This window comes from Nitrosospira sp. CT (genome assembly GCF_059489795.1).
This window is the reverse complement of the sequence record NZ_JCAHZJ010000006.1, coordinates 40642-57525: the sequence shown is the minus strand read 5'-3', so window position 1 is coordinate 57525 and position 16884 is coordinate 40642. Positions and strand designations below refer to the sequence as shown.

Here is a 16884-nt window from a genome sequence, read left to right as displayed (position 1 = left end):
CCTTCGGACATTATTCGGGTTTTATCCGGATGCCACACTGTTCATCCAGGCATTTCAACAGCGTCGACAGATCGATTCCCTGTTCCTTTAGCCTCTGTATGAGTTCATCGCTGATCAAGTCCTTCTCCTGAAGGCAGTGCAGCAGGTTGCAGAAATCGTTGGCTTTGGGTTCGTTCGGATTCCATACATCGCCCCCCGGGGTCGCAACCGCAGTAAGCGTGCGTTCCCGTTCAAAAGGCGTTCCCCGCGCGGTTTCACCGCGTGCGCGCACCCGGATGTGGAAGACGCCTTGTACTTTGAGTGAATAGGCAGCAGTAAATTGCCCCTGCGAATCGTGGCTGAGCGCGATAAGCTCAGAAATCCCATCCGGTCGCACTATTTCGGCCCAGGCGTTTGCATTTCCCTGAAGCGGTGCATCATATTCGTACAGCGCAGCGATCAGGTGAATGACTGCATCCACCTCGAAACTCCCTTGCTTGACGTACGCCGTGAAGGTCAAGCTGGAATAGATGTGCGCCACAAACTCATAGGGTAGCGCCGTGTGCTGTGCAGCAGATAGCGATGTTCCGCCCTGCAACTTCAATATTGCATGCCATTGCCCGGCATGGCTTCCGGAAGCCTGGGCCGGAAGCACTGGCAACGCGCATCGGTAATAAGATGCATACGGGCTCAAGATGAATTGTGAATTGGTTGGCTCCGGTGGTAAAGCCGGCGTAATACTGGAGCCGTCCGGCGCCTCAAGCTGAAAATCGATCGCTCGCGGGAAAGGGCTCAATACGATCAGATCCATTCCATAATCCGCTTCACAGATCGAAACCGGGATACGATGCTCCGATTCTCTATCGAGAACACCCCGCGGATCGGCTGTGATCTGGGCATTCGATACGCCTGCGAGAATCTGCAGGAAATACTTGCTGAGCCGCATGGGTTGGTCGCCCGAAAGTGCGCCGGTCACCAGAAGATACCCGTTATGTCCTTGGCATAGGGTTGTCAATGCGGGAACACTGATATTGGAGGGCAGCCCCAGGCCGACCGCATAAGTATTTGCCGTGATGCTGCCCGTGACGTCGGCTAGAGGCGGGGGACGGTTCCACATTCCGTCGGTGAGCACGACCATGGCGGTAACGTCATAAGGTGTAGCTGCTGCCGCTTGCGCATCATCCAGCATCTGCTTTCCATTCACGACACCCTCACCAATGGAGGTGGCGCCAGCGGGATCGATGTCGCTTCCCGCAATATGTCCAATGGCGATGGTTCGCCCTGCGCCGCCCGGAGCAGCACCAGCCTCCTGGATTTCCATGAGGCGCTGTGCCGCTTCGTTGAAGCGGACAAGGCCGATACCGTCCCCCGGTTGCATGACACTAATGAAAACATTGGCGGCTTCACGCAGTTTCTGTACCTTGGGGATACCATCGCCAGCATCTTCATTCATGCTGCCGGAGCGGTCGAGCACAAGCGCCACAGCGGAGTGAGGACGCGCAATTGTGTTGGCAGCGATGTTGATTACCCAGCTTTCCCCGGTCTGGACGCAGCGCACGGTAACATTGCCGCTGGCAGTATCGCCTGGATTCATGGAGGTGTAGGACAGCCACAGCCGCGCGTAGGTGACCGGCAGAATCGGGTCGCTCGTCACCACAACGGAGGTGCCATTCGGTGTACCGAATCCGCCGGTAGGGCCTGCGGTAATCTCGAATGTGAGGCTTCGGCAGGACACTACTTCCCATACGATTGCCCGATGCGTTGTTACGCCGACACCGCCCATCCCGGCGGGAACATTCAGGAAATTTATACTCGGAGTGGTCAGGGTGATCGATTCAGGGGGAAGAAACAGTTGCAGCGTTTGCCGGATTACGCCTGCGCAGACGGGGCAGAAGGGCGCATAATCCCGCATATAACAGCTTGGCAGGGGGCGATAGGTGTCGCAGTCCGAGTAAATTGCGCCTTCATAGGTGCCTACCGCACCAGGCGCGGGAGGCATCGCGGGTGGGACGCAGGCGGATGCCGCGCATCCGGGGTTGCATTGCGAAGGCATGGGAGTGCTCGGCGCGATGAGGTCGCGCCACTTGTTCGTGGCAAGGTTCGTGTCGCGCGTTACATTCGGCTGAGAGGGTTCTCCCGCCGGTGTGCCTGCGCCATTCCCCCCATACTCATCGGCCAGTCCAAAAGCGCTGTGCCCCATTTCGTGGATCGCTATCTGCGCTGCCTGGGCGTGGGTGGAGCACGTGGCAATGGCTCCACCTGAGCCCCCATACTTGCTCGAATTGACTATGCAAAGTATCTGATGCCTGAGCGGGACCTGGGCGGACGCAACAGACAACCCGAGCACGGTATCCACGGTGAGCAGGCGATCGAGCGGTGTTCCGGCAAAGATGCTGCAAAATGTCGCGTCAAAGTAGGTATTGGCCGTGGCTGGAGTTCCCCCCGCGCATCCAGGGTCATCCGCGCCGCTTTCATTCGACACCACGTCGACGCGGTGCACGTTGATCCCGCAGAAGAGTTCGTCCAGCGGCGGAGTAGTGCGCAGGGCTGTAACAAAGTTCTGTACATCGGTATGGTACTGGGCCAGCTCGGTCGTACGGTATCCATCGCCCAGAATGACCAGGTTCCATCGCACACTATCGGAACCGTGATCAACGATCTTTGTGGTGCCGATGACATACCCGTCACTCGCACTCATTGCATGCCCCCTTTCTCTCCCCTAGGTATGTCAAATCGGGCCAACTCGGTTGAGGTGGCACGCTGCTGTGCGCCTGTAGCGGAAAGAGCAGAAACATTCAGTGACTCACCCATCAGGGCAATGGATTCGGCAGCGGGATTGTCCGGAAGAAGCACTTCAAAAATACTCTCCTTGACCTCCCCGAATTTTCGTTCAATCTTGCCATCGGGTGAGTGCACCTCAACGGAGCCGACGAGCGGCGAATGGATAAGCCGGTGAAACAGGAGCTGGTTGTTCCTGTCCTGGAGTTCCATCCAGAAGCCACCATTTTTTCTGGCCTGCGGCGCTTCTCCAACCGAAGGCGGACAAATCATGGGAAGTCGCTCGTACGAGACAAGGTGAACTACTCCATCTGCAATCCGGAATGTGAGCCTCAGCGTCCTGCGCAGATTGGGGTCGAGCCGTCGGGATTGCTCCGAATTTGGCATGCTTTCTCCTGTGGGTAGGACGGTACAGCTCGCGAGGGATAATGCGTTAAACTGGGTTTGCTGGCCCTAATCCTGATGCCTGCTCTGTTCACATTCGCCTGCACCCTGCTCCTGTTTGCCTTAAGAACTCGCTGAGCCACGCTGAAGTCACTCAGGCTTTCACGGTCTTACGTTCGAGCGCGTCCCTATCCCAGTGTGCGAGAGTGGCAGCTGCTTCATAAGTGGTTTGAAGAAACGAGAGCAGTGTCTGTGCAGGATTCCCGGTTGTTCGAACGGCTTCGTAGGGCAGGATGAATTCGCCGAGCTTGTCATGAAAATAAGCTGCCTCCGGCTGAACCTTGTACTCGTTGAAACCCGCAGGGCTGGGGTAGGCATAAGCATAAAAGGCAGCCTCTCCCAGGCCTGTCCCCGGCCAGAAGCCCGCACTCGATACCTCATGCGAATACGCTTCTTCCATTACACGGGTGGCAACGTTGGGCGCGCCTCCCGGATGTTTCGGCGCGGTACGTCCCGAGAACCGGGTTACCGCGAGATCGAACGCGCCCCAGAAAAAATGCACCGGACTCACTTTTCCTACGAAGCGGGCCCGAAAATCCTTCAAAACGCAGTCCACCTGTACCAGGGCGTGCCAGAAGAGGGAAACCGCGTCTTTATCATAGCTTGCATGCTGATCATCCTTCTCGAAAGGAATAGCCACTTCCACCTCCACCGGCCTGGCAAGGATTTTTACCTCGATGCCGAGTTCGTCGAGCGCCTGCATGGTCTTGCAGTAGAAATCAGCAACCGACATGGGTTCCAGCGCGAAGGTGCGATCGGCACCCTTCGATGTGGTGATATGAAGTGTGTGCGCGATAAAATCGAAGTCGAGGGCGAAGGTAAATATCCCGTAAGGAATAGGCGAAGTGGTGAGGCCGCGAGCGGTGACATAAAGCGTGGAGCCCCAGCAGTGGTTGATATCCGGCGAGAGCATGAGCCGCACCTTCCCGACTATCTGTGTCCACATATGGAGGGTGTTGCAGGTGTCCTGCCAGGCTTCCAGGGGAGGCAGTTTCGGCCAGCCAGTCCCGATATCCGCTATATGTTTATTTGTCATAGGTATTAGGTCGACGCCGAAAAATGGAAAAATCGCATCACTATAACGCCTGCCTACCATTCATCTGGCATATTATATCGGAACCGGATCGAGCGGAGCGATAGAATCTCTCGTTCAGATCAAGGGAAATCCGGGGAAGCTCAAGGCATGGACCACATGTTCCGGCCTCGTGATCGTAGCATCCACATTCGCGGGTTTCATCATTGCACACAACGGTAATTATGCCGGGGCCATCGGTGCTCGTACCTGCAGACCCAGCAGACGAAGAGATGCGGAAGCTTGACCAGCGAACGGGGTGCCATGCAGGCGATTCATTATTGCACTCATCTCCTGCGCTTTCCCTGTAATCTCTTCAAACAAACGACCCATACGCTGCCGGTCATCGCCCTTCAATGGTTCGAGAGGCTTCAATTTTTCCTGTGGGATTCGGACATTTCCAATTCTCCCTGAAACGATTTGATTGAAAGCTTTGCTTACGGAAGTCTACTGGCCTTACAGTTTTTTCTAGTTCATGTTGTTTCAAATAGCAAGAAGCTTTAGAGGCTCTCCGCGACACAAGAAAGCAGGGAGAAATGCAGATCAATAAACCCGTTCCTGAAGGTGAAGGATTTGACCGGATCGGACAAGCCTTCTGCGGGAGCAGGTGGGCGATATACAATATCGACTTACGCTCAATTGGGAGAGAAAGCTGGAATATCCAGAAGGTAGACTATTGCGGGTAAAGCTGATCGCGAAGGGTATCAGGGTTCTGGAGCAAGGCGTCCAAATCCAGCGGAACATTTTGTTTCAGTAATGCAGGGAAGAATAATTGATTTGAATAGTTCGGATGCCGGTTTCATGCATGCTGCATTGGAGCTTGCTGCCCAGGCGGAACAAGCGGGCGAGGTGCCGGTTGGGGCGGTCATGGTCAGGAATGGAACAATTATTGGGCGCGGTTATAATTGTCCCATCTCGACATCAGACCCCACTGCGCATGCAGAGGTGATGGCCTTACGGGACGCAGGCCGTCATCTTGGCAATTACCGGCTGACGGATTGTACGCTCTACGTGACTCTGGAGCCCTGCGCCATGTGCATGGGAGCGATTTTTCATGCACGTATCGCCCGGTTGGTGTACGGTGCAGCGGATCCGAAGACGGGTGCATGTGGAAGCGTGATTAACCTCTCTGCTGAGCTTCGGCTCAACCATCACCTGCAGGTGACGAGAGGGGTGCTCGCGGAGAAGGGGGGATACAAACTGAAGCAATTCTTTTTGAAGAGACGCGAGGCAAGAACAATGAACAGGGAAGAGATTGATGAGAATTGAAGTTAGTATTCCTTCTCAAACACTTGATTTACATGACAAGAACGATGTCGTCAAGCGTTACCGTATCTCCTCGGCGAAAAACGGGGTGGGACAGGAGAATGGCAGCTTTTGTACGCCATTAGGCAGGCACATCATTCGCGCCAAGATCGGGACCGGACAACCGGTCAATACGGTATTCGTGAAACGTCGTCCCACCGGCGAAATTTATACGCCAGAATTTGCCGCAAATTTCCCCCGCCGGGACTGGATACTGACCCGCATTTTATGGCTTTCCGGTTGTGAGCCCGGCTTCAATCGCCTGGGGAAGGTGGACACGATGCGCAGGTATATCTACATTCATGGCACTCCCGATAGCGTGGAGATGGGCAAACCCGGCTCCATCGGCTGTATCCGCATGCGGAACCAGGACTTGCTGGAACTGTTTGATCTAGTGGAGGCTGAAACGGAGGTGGATATCAGGAATACGTAGGTGTTTAGCCCCGCTGTATAGTGATATACGGTATAGGCACCTACAGAGGGGAATTAGAATTAGGGACAAGTATTAATATGGTTGCGCCACAACGACAGAGGTGGGGCGTCCAGCGATACAAAATAGTCAAAAGAATCCTGCCTTGCACTTTCCGCCATTCATTATTTAAACCAGGCTGCCGTTAATATCTCTCTTGCTGTTGGCTGTAATAGCTGTAATAAAGCACAGGTATAAAGAGGGTGAATCTGGTACTTCCTGTTCACTTCATCCATAAAAACGCAGCTTTGCTATCCAGCCCAATTTGAGTGATGATGTGTTTTCAGGTATCATATCCGTCCATGACAAAGTACGCGTTGTGGCTGTCTCCTTATGACAAAGTCGAATCGACCAGAAGAGGTGCGTCGCTGGTTGGGGCAAAGGGCGTATTTATGATCGGCGTCCAATGACGAAGACAAAGTACGTGTTCGTGACCGGAGGGGTGGTTTCTTCTCTGGGGAAAGGTATCGCCGCCGCTTCTCTCGCAGCCATTCTCGAAACCCGCGGCATCAAAGTTACCCTGCTCAAGCTGGATCCTTATATCAACGTCGATCCAGGCACCATGAGTCCCTTTCAGCATGGTGAGGTCTTCGTCACCGAGGATGGCGCGGAAACGGACCTCGACCTGGGGCACTACGAGCGCTTCATCAGTGGCAAGATGAGCCGGCGCAACAACTTTACCACGGGTCAGATTTATGAGAGCGTGATAAAGAAGGAGCGGCGTGGCGACTATCTGGGCGGCACCGTACAAGTCATTCCGCATATCACGGACGAAATCAAGCATTACATCAGGGCGGGTGCCGGAGACGCCCAGGTAGCCATCGTTGAAATCGGTGGAACCGTAGGGGATATTGAATCACTGCCCTTTCTGGAAGCTATCCGGCAGATGGCGGTTCAACTTCCGCGCGAAGATACCTGCTTCATTCACCTCACATTGCTGCCCTACATTGCCTCAGCGGGAGAGCTGAAAACCAAGCCAACGCAGCACTCAGTAAAGGAGTTGCGCGAAATCGGCATTCAGCCGGATGTGCTGTTGTGCCGTGCTGACCGTGCATTGCCTGGGGATGAACGGCGCAAGATCGCACTGTTCACCAACGTTCGGGAAGAGGCGGTGATCCTGGCGCTGGATGTGGACAGCATCTACAAAATTCCCTCGCTGCTGCACGACCAGATGCTGGATGAAATTGTCTGCCACAAGCTGAACCTGCTTGCCAAGGCAGCGGATCTCAGGACCTGGAAAAAACTGGTTCACGCGCTGGAACATCCAGAGCGGACGATAGAAATCGCGCTGGTTGGAAAATATGTCGATCTGACGGAGTCTTACAAGTCTCTTTCGGAAGCGTTGATTCACGCAGGAATTCACACTCGCAGCAAAATCAACATTCATTATGTGGATTCCGAGAGTATAGAAAAGGACGGTACCCGTTGTCTGGAAGGCATGGATGCTATCCTGGTGCCTGGTGGTTTTGGAAAACGGGGAGTAGAGGGCAAGATTATGGCCATCCATTTCGCGCGTACCAACCGCATTCCCTACCTTGGCATCTGCCTTGGCATGCAGCTGGCTGTCATCGAATACGCGCGTAACAAGGCTGGTATGCAAGGGGCGCACAGTACCGAGTTTCACCCTGAGACAGCTTATCCCGTTATTGCACTGACTATCGAATGGCGCTCCCGTGAAGGCCAGCTGGAAACCCGGACTGCGGATTCCGATCTCGGAGGGACCATGCGACTGGGCGGCCAGGAGTGCTTGCTCAAAGAGGGGTCTCTTGCCCGTAAAATTTACGGGTCGGACAAAATTATCGAACGGCATCGGCATCGTTACGAGGTTAACAATCGGTACATCTCCCGTCTGGAACAGGCAGGGCTGAGTATCAGCGCAGTATCGGCCGGAGAGGGATTGTGCGAAATGGTCGAATTGCCGCAAACCGAACATCCATGGTTTGTTGCCTCCCAGTTTCATCCTGAGTTCACCTCGACTCCCCGGACCGGACACCCTCTCTTTGCGGCATTCATCGAGGCGGCGGCAGTGTCCGCGGACAAGAACCTTTCCAGCGAAGGGGTGATACCGGCCGATAAGCCTGAACGCACCACAATGGGCGCCTATATCCAATAACCGTATTGCTGGAGGCGCCTTTCAAGACCGTTTAAGACCATTTAAGGTCGTTTCAGCCTCCCATCCTCCAGTCGTTCCCGGTAGCCCCCGGAAAGCAGCAGAACCGTTTTTAATAATTTACAGATAAATGATCAGGGAAAAATAGCATGAGTGCAATTGTAGATGTCATCGCCCGCGAAATTCTTGACTCGCGCGGGAATCCAACCGTGGAAGCGGATGTTTTGCTTGAATCCGGAGTATTGGGTCGGGCGGCTGTTCCTTCCGGCGCATCGGTTGGCACCCGGGAGGCTGTTGAATTGCGCGATGAGGACGCTCAGCGCTATTTCGGTAAAGGCGTACTGAAAGCGGTGGAAAATGTGAACACCGAAATTTCAGAAGCAATCATGGGACTGGATGCAATGGACCAGGCTTTTATCGACCGCACACTGATCGATCTCGATGGCAGCGGCAACAAATCAAGGCTTGGCGCCAACGCAATTCTTTCCGTATCGCTCGCGGTAGCCAAGGCGGCGGCGGAAGAATGCGGACTACCGCTGTACCGGTATGTCGGCGGCGCGGGACCCATGGCCATGCCTGTTCCCATGATGAACGTCATCAATGGCGGTGCCCATGCCAATAACAATATTGACATGCAGGAGTTCGTAATCATTCCTCTGGGCGCCCAGAGTTTTCGCGAAGCCCTGCGTTGGGGTGCAGAAATATTTCATACCTTGAAAGGCTTGCTCGACAAGAGAGGCATGCATACGGCGGTGGGTGACGAAGGCGGCTTTGCACCCGATCTCCCCAATAATGAGGCGGCATTGCAACTGATCGTGGAAGCAATCGAGAACGCGGGCTATCTTCCGGGGTCGGATGTCGCCATTGGCCTGGATTGCGCTGCTTCGGAGTTTTACCGTGACGGCAAATATCATCTGGAGTCGGATGGCCTGGTGCTCGATTCGACCCAGTTTGCCGATTATCTTGCCACCTGGATCGATAAGTATCCCATTATCAGTATTGAAGACGGGATGAGCGAACATGACTGGGATGGCTGGAAGCTGCTGACCAGCAGACTTGGGAAATCCGTGCAACTGGTGGGCGATGATATTTTTGTTACAAACGCGAGCATTCTGAAAGAAGGTGTCTCCCAAGGCATCGCAAATTCCATATTGATCAAGCTCAATCAGATCGGGACGCTTACCGAAGCTCTTTACGCGATTGAAAGTGCAAAGCGTGCCGGCTACACAGCAGTGGTCTCGCACCGTTCGGGCGAGACCGAAGATACCACGATCGCGGACATCGCTGTGGCGAGCAATGCATTGCAGATCAAGACCGGATCGCTTTCCCGTTCCGACCGCCTTGCAAAATACAACCAACTCCTGCGCATCGAGGAAGATCTGGGCGACACCGCCAGTTATCCCGGTCGCGACGCCTTCTACCAGTTGAAATAAGCCTTTTCAAATCCAAACGGACAGATCAGGAATTCCTCATGGGAGGAGTCCTGGGAGAAGCCGAAGTGAAAGTATTGACTCTTATACTCGTGGCATTGATTGTTCTGCTGCAATATCCTCTATGGCTGGGTAAGGGTAGCTGGCTGAAAGTATGGGAGGTCGATCAGCAGCTTGCAACCCAGTACGAAACCAACGAAAAACTCAAAACTCGCAATTCCGCGCTGGATGCGGAAGTGCGGGACCTCAAGCAGGGGTATGACGCTGTCGAAGAGCGCGCGCGCAATGAACTCGGGATGATCAAGGAGGGTGAGATTTTCTTCCGTACGGTGAACGATAAAAATGATTAGGATTTTGTGAGCAAAGGCTCAGCCATTTTTGTGACAGCGCATTGGCCAGATCTGACTTAAAGTCCAGCTTCGTTTCGTTCAACGCTTTGATGCGGTGCTGTTTGAACGAAATCGGATTTTCCATCAAGATGGTTTTGCAGAATATACCTCTCATGAAGGAAGTTGGTAAGCCACCCCAGACAGTATAATGAAGCTCCAAATAAAACAATGGTTGCCCCCGAGGCCGTGTTGAAAATGTAGCTCAGATACATACCCGCGACACCCGTTATCCCGCCGATGATCAATGCATAGATGAGCATGCGGCTGAAGCAGTCAGTCATAAGGCGGGCCGTGGCCGCGGGGGTGATGAGGGTGGCAGCGATCATGGTGACACCAACAATGTTCATGGAGGCAATGATGGTTAGCGTGAGGAGCAGCGAGAATACCAGTTGAACTCTGGCTGTCCTGATGCCGAACACTTGTGCCGTTTCCTGATCGAACGTAGAGAAGAGCAGCGGCCTGTACATCAAGAACATCGTTGTCAAGGTGGATAGGGAAACGAACCCGATGAGCAGCAGGTCTCCTTCCGTGATTCCAAGGATATTTCCGAACAGAGCTGCTTCGAAACTCTGGCTGAAGGCTCGCACCTGGCTGATGATGGCAATGCCCAGCGCGAACATGGCATTCGTGACTATGCCGATAGCTGCATCCAGCTTGATCGTGCCGCTCCTGGTAATCCGGTTGATCAATAGCAACGCAAGCAAGCCCATTGCCCCGGCACCGGCATAAAAATTGAGATTCAATATGAATCCAACCACTGCTCCGCCGAATGCCGCATGCGATAGTCCGTGCCCTACATAGCTCATCCCGCGCAGTATCACCAGGGCTCCAATCAAGCCGCAGGAAGCCCCCACCATCAGTGTTGCCAGCAGCCCATGCCAGAAAAATTCATACTTCAGCGGCTCAAGAAGAAATTCGATCACTGTCGCCATCTGAAAAGTGAATGGGTGTGCCAGTGGCAATCAGGAAATAGTCTTCATGCCTCACTATGGTGATATCGCCACCGTATGTCCTGGTCAGAATGTCATTGGTAAAGATGTCGCGAGGCTTTCCCTGCGCTATCAAGCCGTTCCTGAAACATATTACCCAAGGCAGGTGTGAAGCAACGGCGTTAAGGTCATGCGTTGTGAGCAAAATGGTAATACCTTCGCTATTGATATCACCCAGCAGATGGAGCACTTCATGTTGAGCCTTCATATCGACCCCTGAGGTAGGCTCATCCAGCACCAGCAGCGCCGGGTTGTTGACCAGTGCACGGGCGAGAAATGCACGCTGCCGCTGCCCTCCGGAGGTATTTGATATCTGCTGGCGCAGGCAGCGATAAATGCCCAGCCTGTGTGCCAGATCATGGACACGCTCTCGCTCTTCCGTGCTTGGCCATGGCCATATCCGCTTTCCGGTATAGAAGCCCATCAGGATGACCTCTTCCACGGTAACGGGAAAACGCCAATCCACGCTTTCCAATTGTGGCACATAGCCGATAATGCCGCGCGGAATGTCGTTCAATGCCTGTCCATTCAGGAGCACGGTGCCGGAAAGGGGCGATTGTGTGCCTAGAATGGTTTTAAGCAGCGTCGTTTTGCCGCATGCGGTTGGGCCCACTATTCCAGTGAATTGACCTCTGTCAATTTTCAACGACAGGCGTTTGAAGACGATATGACGTCCGTAGCCAGCCGTCACATCGCTGAGACTGATTGCGGGATGTATATGCGATTCAGTACTTGATATTGCTCGTGTCGACATTTGCCATGCACCCCGGATTACCGCCGAGTGCTGCCGTCATTATCGTCATGTTGTTCGCCATCATGCCGATGAAAGAGTTTTCCGGCGGCGGAGGCAGCGCATCATCGGAAAGCTGATCTATGAACTTGACGCCCGTCTCGCGGGCGATCTGCTCCATGATCTTGCTGGGGAAAACTTCAGAGCCAAAAATAGCGGGTACGTTCTCGTTCCTGATCTGCTTTATGATGCGGATTACCTCTCGCGGTCCGGGTTCCGAAAAATCGGAGGGTTGAATCGCTGCAATGATTTTCATCCCATAACGGGGAGCGAAATACGCGAAAGAATCATGGTAAGTAACGAGCTTGCGATTTTTCTCCGGAATGGTCGTTACGCAATCGAAAATTGCCTTATCCAGTTTACGCAGCTTGCCCAGATACACCGATGCATTTGCAATGTATCCTTCCTTGTGCACGGGATCGAGTGCAATGAGCTCATCCCGCACGACCTCGACATAACGCATCGCCAGCGCGATGTTGGGCCAGAGGTGAGGATTGGGATGGCCACGCTCGCGGGGAAAGCTGAAATCATACTGCCAGTCTTCCTTGCGCAAGATACGGTTTCCAAGCTCGAGAATCCTTACTCTTCCTTTCGTGATCTTTTCTGCCAGCTTCAGGGTGGGCAACTCGAGATCGAGGCCATTGGCAATAATGATATCGGCTGTTTCCAGTAGCTTTGCATCCCCGGGAACCGGCTCGAAGGTGTGAGAATCGGTCCCATCGGGAACGATTCCCGCGACATTGGCGTACTCACCGCTCACATTCTGGACAATATTCGTGATGGGAGCCACGGTGGTTACAATGAAGAGCCTTTTGGTCGCATCTCCGGAATGAGCAGATAACGGTTGCCCCAACAGAAGCAGTAGAAATGGGATGGCGATCTGACGAAGCTGCACGGCCGTTTTTTTCTGTCAAGGGGAAATGGCAAATGGCGATGGATATTCCCGCTTCTGCCGGAAATCGACCATCCTTGAATGTGCCTGTAGAGCCTACCATCAATCCAGTTCCGGTAATGTAGGGAAATCCTGACAAAGACTTCATTTATTCCTACGGGTTATTTCCACATCCCCTGACAGACATGCGCGTTATCCGCACGTATTTTTAACCGAATGGCGGTTTCCCTGGCTTTCGTCTGAGGGTATTACAAATCTGCAATATTTCTTATCATTTTTCTGTTGCGGCTTGAGCCTCCCCATAAGGAAACCGGGCATTTCGAGTGGGACGTGACCCTAAATCAGAGCGCGTGATCAAGGGCAGTTTCCGCCCTTATTCGACTCGAGCGGCTTGCCGTGTTGTTCTTTCGATTGAGGCAATACTTGCGGGAATGATGGTTCCCTGGTGCAGCAACGCAGCAGGGATCCAGACCTTGAATGAAGTGGAAGTCCGGGCTGATGCCAGAAATCTCATCGGGACAACCCATTCGGCAAACGAGGGTACCGTACTCAAGCGGCAGCTTGAGCAGCGGACGGTTTATCGACCAGGGGAATTGTTCGAAACCGTTCCCGGCCTGATCGTTACCCAGCATAGTGGTGAAGGTATTCAATCTATTCAATACCAGGGCGCACGCAATTGATTACTACTATACCTCCCGGCTTCCCGGCGAGCCCGATGCGGGGGGTTGCCGACAGGCACTTCCATCCTATCGAAAGTCGCTCTTTCCGAATCAATCTGGTCGGAAATTTTTAAAGATGAGCATACTGCTGAAGAACTATCGAACCCCTGAATATCTGGAGCCCAGACAATGGAACGTCTTACCATCTCACTGAATGATCAGCTTGCCAAGCAGTTCGAATCCGTGATGCACACCTTGGGTTATTTCAACCGGTCTGAAGCTGTTCGCGATTTGATACGAAACATGATTGAAACCAAACGGCAGGAAGAACATGCCGATGGATACTGTATTGCAACGCTCAGCTATATTTATAATCACCACGAACGCGAGTTGGCGCGCTGCGTTACATCAACACAGCACAACCATCACAACCTTATCCTATCCACCATGCATGTGCATATGGATCATGATAATTGTCTGGAAGTGACTATTCTGAGGGGTACGATCAGGAGTGTGAAAAATTTTGCCAATCTCGTTACTGCTACACCGGGGGTGCGGCATGGCAAGTTGCATCTTCTGCCTGTAGAGGTCGTGCAGGAGTGCGATTTTCATGACTCCGAGCCGCATGTTCATAGCAGCCCTCTTACCTGAGGAGGTGAGTTGCTGGGGATAGTGAGCCAGGGGTGCCGAAGAGATTTCGGGAACCCGTATCCGGCCGCTGCATGAAGCGGATTGCTTGCTCTGTATGAATTCCTATTCGAGCAGCTTATGCTCCGCCACGTAGCGGATCAGTTGCGCGTTGTTCTGCATGCCCATTTTTTCGAGAACGCGAGCACGGTAAGTACTGATCGTTTTCGCGCTCAGTTTCAGCTTCTGGGAGATTTCAGTCAAGGATATTCCGACGGCGATGAGCTTGAGGACGTCAAACTCGCGATTGGAAAGGGTGGAGTGGCGTGGCATGGTGGAGGAAGGGCCTAGGCCGAACAGAAGTTTCTCGGCCAGTTTCGGATCTATGTATCTTCCCCCGTGTGCCAGCCGGCGGATTACCGATATCAGCAGGTCAGTCGGACTGTTTTTTGTCAGATAGGCGGAAGTGCCGGCGCGTATCGCACGGATGGCGTACTCGTCCTCATGATATGTACTGAGCATCAGTACGCGATGCTTCGGATCCTCGTCCATGATTCGTTTGAGCACTTCGAGCCCGCTCATTCCGGGCATGCTGACGTCCAGCAAGGCGACATCCCATCCCCCCAGCCGCATTTTTTTCAAAGCATCAAGCCCATCGATAGCTTCACCCACAACCACGATATCGGCTGTTTCAGCAAGAATGCGCCTCAGTCCGTCGCGGAAAAGCCGATGGTCGTCCGCCAGAAAAGTCTTGATGATCAAGCACGCTCTCCTGAAAACTTTGGGAAGATATCTGCATCTGGCTCGAGGCCCTCCGCAGCATTGGAGTCACAAAGGGCTACGCGTGCAATGCCAGAGGCAGTGCAATCATTCAAGCGCTCGTTTCGCCTCATTGGGATGCTCATCGGGATGGATACGCAAACAGAAGTCCCCTGACCCGGCACGCTTGTGATATTGATATCGCCCGCAAGTCCTGCTGCCCGTTCGCGCATTCCGACCAATCCAAACGACTTCTTTCTTTTTGCACTCTCAAGGTCGAATCCTCTGCCATTGTCGCGAACTTCAACAATGACATTGCCTTCTCCCCGGGATACCCGGATCTCCACACGTCTTGCGCCCGAATGTCGCATCACATTCGTCAGCGATTCCTGGACAATACGGAATATCGCAACGATCTGGTCTTCATCCAGATTCACCGATTCCTCGGCCATTTGCAACTCACAGCTTATGGCGGTATGTTTCCTGAATTCGCTGGCCAGTTTTGCAAGAGCCGACTCGATTCCCAATCCGGGCGAAGCGGGACGCAAATGTTCCGCCACATCGCGCATACTCTGGTTTGCTCTCTCGACAAGTTCGGCCATATTGCGCCTGATGGTTTCCAGTTGTTCGTTGCCCTGATCTTTCGCGTTCTTCAGCAGCGAGATTTCCAGGTGCAGCGCTGCCAGAAGCTGACCAAGCTCATCATGGATCTCGCGGGCAATATATTTGCGGTCTTCCTCCCGCATCCGCTCGAAGTGAGCAGCAAATTCTCGTATTGCTGCGTCGCGTACCCGAAGTTCCTGCTCTACCAGAACCCGTGCCTCGGACTGTTGATGCTCCAGCCAGCGTCCCAGGTCCTCCCCGATCACGTTGATCAGATTCTGTTCCTCCGGCAGCAGAAAAAAACGGTCTTCGCAATAAAACAGTTTTATCCAGCCCCGTGCCTCACCGTAGACTGTGATCTCCTTCTGCAATTCATGCTTGTGATTTCCGGGGCATTGATCGGATATAAGCTCCTTGCCATCCAGTTCGATCTTGACGCTGGCAAGATGCGGAAACTGCATTGCCGTGATGAGTTCAGTCGAGATTGTGCTGCATACTTCCTTCAGCGATGAGGATTCCATACTCCGCCTGATCGAATAAAAGCAGTTTATTTCCTTCAGACGCTCGCGCAGCGATCCCTCGACTTGCCTGAGCTTGGTAACCTCGTGTTCAATGGCTTCCGCCATGGAATTGAAGCCCGTCCCCAGTTCGGCGATTTCGTTGCGGGTGGAAATGTCGCAACGGGTTGAATAATTGCCTTGCGCAATGCCGCTTATCTGGCGCCTGAGAGAATCGAGCGGGCGCAGAATATTGCGGCGTGTATAAAAAGTCGCAAGGGCCGCAAAGAACAGCGTAATGCATAGCACGACCAGTATCAGCAGGATTTGCTGCTCGAACTTGAGCTGCAGATTGCTGAGCGTGGCACGGGTGCGAGTGTCCAGCTCGTGCATGAACTGGTTGATGGGCGCCATGATTCTGATTTTCTCAGCCTCATAACGCTTGCCGAACAAGAGATCGATTGCAAAATTGCGCCGGGGAGGGCATGGCACATTGAAATTCCCCTGCTGATCTTCGCATAGCCCTTTCACGGCAGCGAATGCCTGTTTTTCCAGGTTGACGAGGTTGTCCGAGCTTTCCTGCGACTGCCGCAGCAGATTGAGTTCCCGTTCACTGAAACCTTCGCGGCGCATCAGTTCCATGAGGGAAATCGCATTTCCCTTTGCACCCGTGGCATCGGCATTTTCCAGGTGCGCATAGGCAATCGGGTAATCCCGGGGGCGCGGTCGTATGCCATTCCGGATGTCGAGTATTACAAAAAAATTGTGTTCGTAGGCCGGATCACCCGTTACCGCGTAGGTGCGAGCCATCCTGGTCAGATCCTCGGAACTTCGAAACAGCTCATTTGCCAGTTGTAGCGACCGGTGCTTCTGGCGCTCTGCCGCGGTAACGTCATCCAGCGTGTTTAACGCCCGAGAAGAAAGAAGTATGAGGACGGTGAGCACGAACAGGATGGAGGCGAGATAAAAATTCGTGAAAAGGCCGATCCTCATGTTTTTTCTATATGCCCTGGCTTATCAAATCGAGTTTTTTCCTCTCTCACCTCTCCTCAATCCTGATCTGCTTCAAAGCCTGCCCGCACTGCTGCGCTT

Annotated in this window: 16 protein-coding genes; 7 read left to right on the top strand and 9 right to left on the bottom strand. The window is 53.5% G+C overall.

Annotation, left to right across the window (positions count from 1 at the left end; all coding sequences use genetic code 11):
- Positions 1 to 10 precede the first annotated feature (10 nt).
- The 4 genes from AC52W5_RS01285 to AC52W5_RS01270 form a co-directional block, all read right to left on the bottom strand.
- Complete coding sequence (locus AC52W5_RS01285) at positions 11 to 2677, bottom strand: M64 family metallopeptidase (protein WP_495669673.1); 2667 nt, start codon at positions 2675 to 2677, stop codon at positions 11 to 13.
- Positions 2674 to 3144, bottom strand: a complete 471-nt coding sequence (locus AC52W5_RS01280) for a hypothetical protein (RefSeq protein WP_495669672.1) — start codon at positions 3142 to 3144, stop codon at positions 2674 to 2676. Before AC52W5_RS01280 ends, AC52W5_RS01285 begins: the two co-directional genes overlap by 4 nt.
- Before the next feature lie 151 nt (positions 3145 to 3295).
- Positions 3296 to 4237, bottom strand: a complete 942-nt coding sequence (locus AC52W5_RS01275) for a DUF5996 family protein (protein ID WP_495669671.1) — start codon at positions 4235 to 4237, stop codon at positions 3296 to 3298.
- 219 nt (positions 4238 to 4456) lie between these two features.
- A complete protein-coding gene (locus tag AC52W5_RS01270) occupies positions 4457 to 4648 on the bottom strand; it encodes a hypothetical protein (protein WP_495669670.1) in 192 nt (63 codons plus the stop codon).
- 381 nt (positions 4649 to 5029) lie between these two features.
- Here AC52W5_RS01270 and tadA point away from each other — a divergent pair, with 381 nt between their 5' ends.
- The 5 genes from tadA (at position 5030) to ftsB (ending at position 9937) form a co-directional block, all read left to right on the top strand.
- Positions 5030 to 5542, top strand: a complete 513-nt coding sequence (gene tadA / locus AC52W5_RS01265; RefSeq protein ID WP_495669669.1) for a tRNA adenosine(34) deaminase TadA — start codon at positions 5030 to 5032, stop codon at positions 5540 to 5542.
- Positions 5532 to 6011, top strand: a complete 480-nt coding sequence (locus AC52W5_RS01260) for a L,D-transpeptidase family protein (RefSeq protein WP_495669668.1) — start codon at positions 5532 to 5534, stop codon at positions 6009 to 6011. The genes tadA and AC52W5_RS01260 overlap by 11 nt, the downstream gene beginning before the upstream one ends.
- Positions 6012 to 6453: 442 nt before the next feature.
- Positions 6454 to 8160, top strand: a complete 1707-nt coding sequence (gene pyrG, locus AC52W5_RS01255) for a CTP synthase (protein WP_495669667.1) — start codon at positions 6454 to 6456, stop codon at positions 8158 to 8160.
- Between the two features lie 146 nt (positions 8161 to 8306).
- Positions 8307 to 9590, top strand: a complete 1284-nt coding sequence (gene eno, locus AC52W5_RS01250) for a phosphopyruvate hydratase (protein WP_495669666.1) — start codon at positions 8307 to 8309, stop codon at positions 9588 to 9590.
- A 38-nt stretch (positions 9591 to 9628) separates the two neighbouring features.
- Complete coding sequence (gene ftsB, locus AC52W5_RS01245; protein WP_371265868.1) at positions 9629 to 9937, top strand: cell division protein FtsB; 309 nt, start codon at positions 9629 to 9631, stop codon at positions 9935 to 9937.
- A gap of 56 nt (positions 9938 to 9993) precedes the next feature.
- Here the strand turns inward: ftsB and AC52W5_RS01240 are convergent, their stop codons facing one another.
- The 3 genes from AC52W5_RS01240 to AC52W5_RS01230 are packed head-to-tail and all read right to left on the bottom strand — an operon-like array spanning position 9994 to position 12650.
- The gene (locus tag AC52W5_RS01240) at positions 9994 to 10908 is read right to left on the bottom strand and encodes a metal ABC transporter permease (RefSeq protein ID WP_256210371.1); all 915 of its coding nucleotides are present in this window, start codon (positions 10906 to 10908) and stop codon (positions 9994 to 9996) included.
- Entirely contained in the window at positions 10880 to 11719 is an 840-nt protein-coding gene (locus AC52W5_RS01235) for a metal ABC transporter ATP-binding protein (protein WP_495669665.1), read from the bottom strand. Before AC52W5_RS01235 ends, AC52W5_RS01240 begins: the two co-directional genes overlap by 29 nt.
- Positions 11691 to 12650 carry a metal ABC transporter substrate-binding protein gene (locus tag AC52W5_RS01230; RefSeq protein ID WP_495669664.1) on the bottom strand — a complete coding sequence of 320 codons (960 nt, stop codon included), beginning with the start codon at positions 12648 to 12650 and terminating at the stop codon, positions 11691 to 11693. Before AC52W5_RS01230 ends, AC52W5_RS01235 begins: the two co-directional genes overlap by 29 nt.
- 320 nt (positions 12651 to 12970) lie before the next feature.
- Here AC52W5_RS01230 and AC52W5_RS01225 point away from each other — a divergent pair, with 320 nt between their 5' ends.
- Together AC52W5_RS01225 and nikR are read left to right on the top strand one after the other, a co-directional pair.
- Positions 12971 to 13327 carry a hypothetical protein gene (locus tag AC52W5_RS01225; protein ID WP_495669663.1) on the top strand — a complete coding sequence of 119 codons (357 nt, stop codon included), beginning with the start codon at positions 12971 to 12973 and terminating at the stop codon, positions 13325 to 13327.
- A 168-nt stretch (positions 13328 to 13495) separates the two neighbouring features.
- A complete protein-coding gene (gene nikR / locus AC52W5_RS01220; RefSeq protein WP_074974232.1) occupies positions 13496 to 13957 on the top strand; it encodes a nickel-responsive transcriptional regulator NikR in 462 nt (153 codons plus the stop codon).
- Positions 13958 to 14059: 102 nt separating this feature from the next.
- On the opposite strand, the gene AC52W5_RS01215 is transcribed toward nikR, so the two are convergent.
- Positions 14060 to 14695, bottom strand: coding sequence for a response regulator (locus tag AC52W5_RS01215; protein WP_081363518.1), 636 nt, complete (start codon positions 14693 to 14695; stop codon positions 14060 to 14062).
- On the bottom strand, positions 14692 to 16785 hold the full coding sequence (locus AC52W5_RS01210) for an ATP-binding protein (protein ID WP_495669662.1): 2094 nt from the start codon (positions 16783 to 16785) through the stop codon (positions 14692 to 14694). The genes AC52W5_RS01215 and AC52W5_RS01210 overlap by 4 nt, the downstream gene beginning before the upstream one ends.
- Positions 16786 to 16884: the final 99 nt, after the last annotated feature.

Excerpts from the sequence above, each read along its gene's own strand:
- eno (WP_495669666.1), top strand. The coding sequence starts at position 8,307 with ATGAGTGCAATTGTAGATGTCATCGCCCGCGAAATTCTTGACTCGCGC.
- AC52W5_RS01285 (WP_495669673.1), bottom strand. The coding sequence starts at position 2,677 with ATGAGTGCGAGTGACGGGTATGTCATCGGCACCACAAAGATCGTTGAT.
- nikR (WP_074974232.1), top strand. The coding sequence starts at position 13,496 with ATGGAACGTCTTACCATCTCACTGAATGATCAGCTTGCCAAGCAGTTC.
- AC52W5_RS01260 (WP_495669668.1), top strand. The coding sequence starts at position 5,532 with ATGAGAATTGAAGTTAGTATTCCTTCTCAAACACTTGATTTACATGAC.
- AC52W5_RS01280 (WP_495669672.1), bottom strand. The coding sequence starts at position 3,144 with ATGCCAAATTCGGAGCAATCCCGACGGCTCGACCCCAATCTGCGCAGG.
- AC52W5_RS01275 (WP_495669671.1), bottom strand. The coding sequence starts at position 4,237 with ATGACAAATAAACATATAGCGGATATCGGGACTGGCTGGCCGAAACTG.
- pyrG (WP_495669667.1), top strand. The coding sequence starts at position 6,454 with ATGACGAAGACAAAGTACGTGTTCGTGACCGGAGGGGTGGTTTCTTCT.
- AC52W5_RS01210 (WP_495669662.1), bottom strand. The coding sequence starts at position 16,785 with ATGAGGATCGGCCTTTTCACGAATTTTTATCTCGCCTCCATCCTGTTC.
- AC52W5_RS01235 (WP_495669665.1), bottom strand. The coding sequence starts at position 11,719 with ATGTCGACACGAGCAATATCAAGTACTGAATCGCATATACATCCCGCA.
- tadA (WP_495669669.1), top strand. The coding sequence starts at position 5,030 with ATGCAGGGAAGAATAATTGATTTGAATAGTTCGGATGCCGGTTTCATG.
- AC52W5_RS01240 (WP_256210371.1), bottom strand. The coding sequence starts at position 10,908 with ATGGCGACAGTGATCGAATTTCTTCTTGAGCCGCTGAAGTATGAATTT.
- ftsB (WP_371265868.1), top strand. The coding sequence starts at position 9,629 with ATGGGAGGAGTCCTGGGAGAAGCCGAAGTGAAAGTATTGACTCTTATA.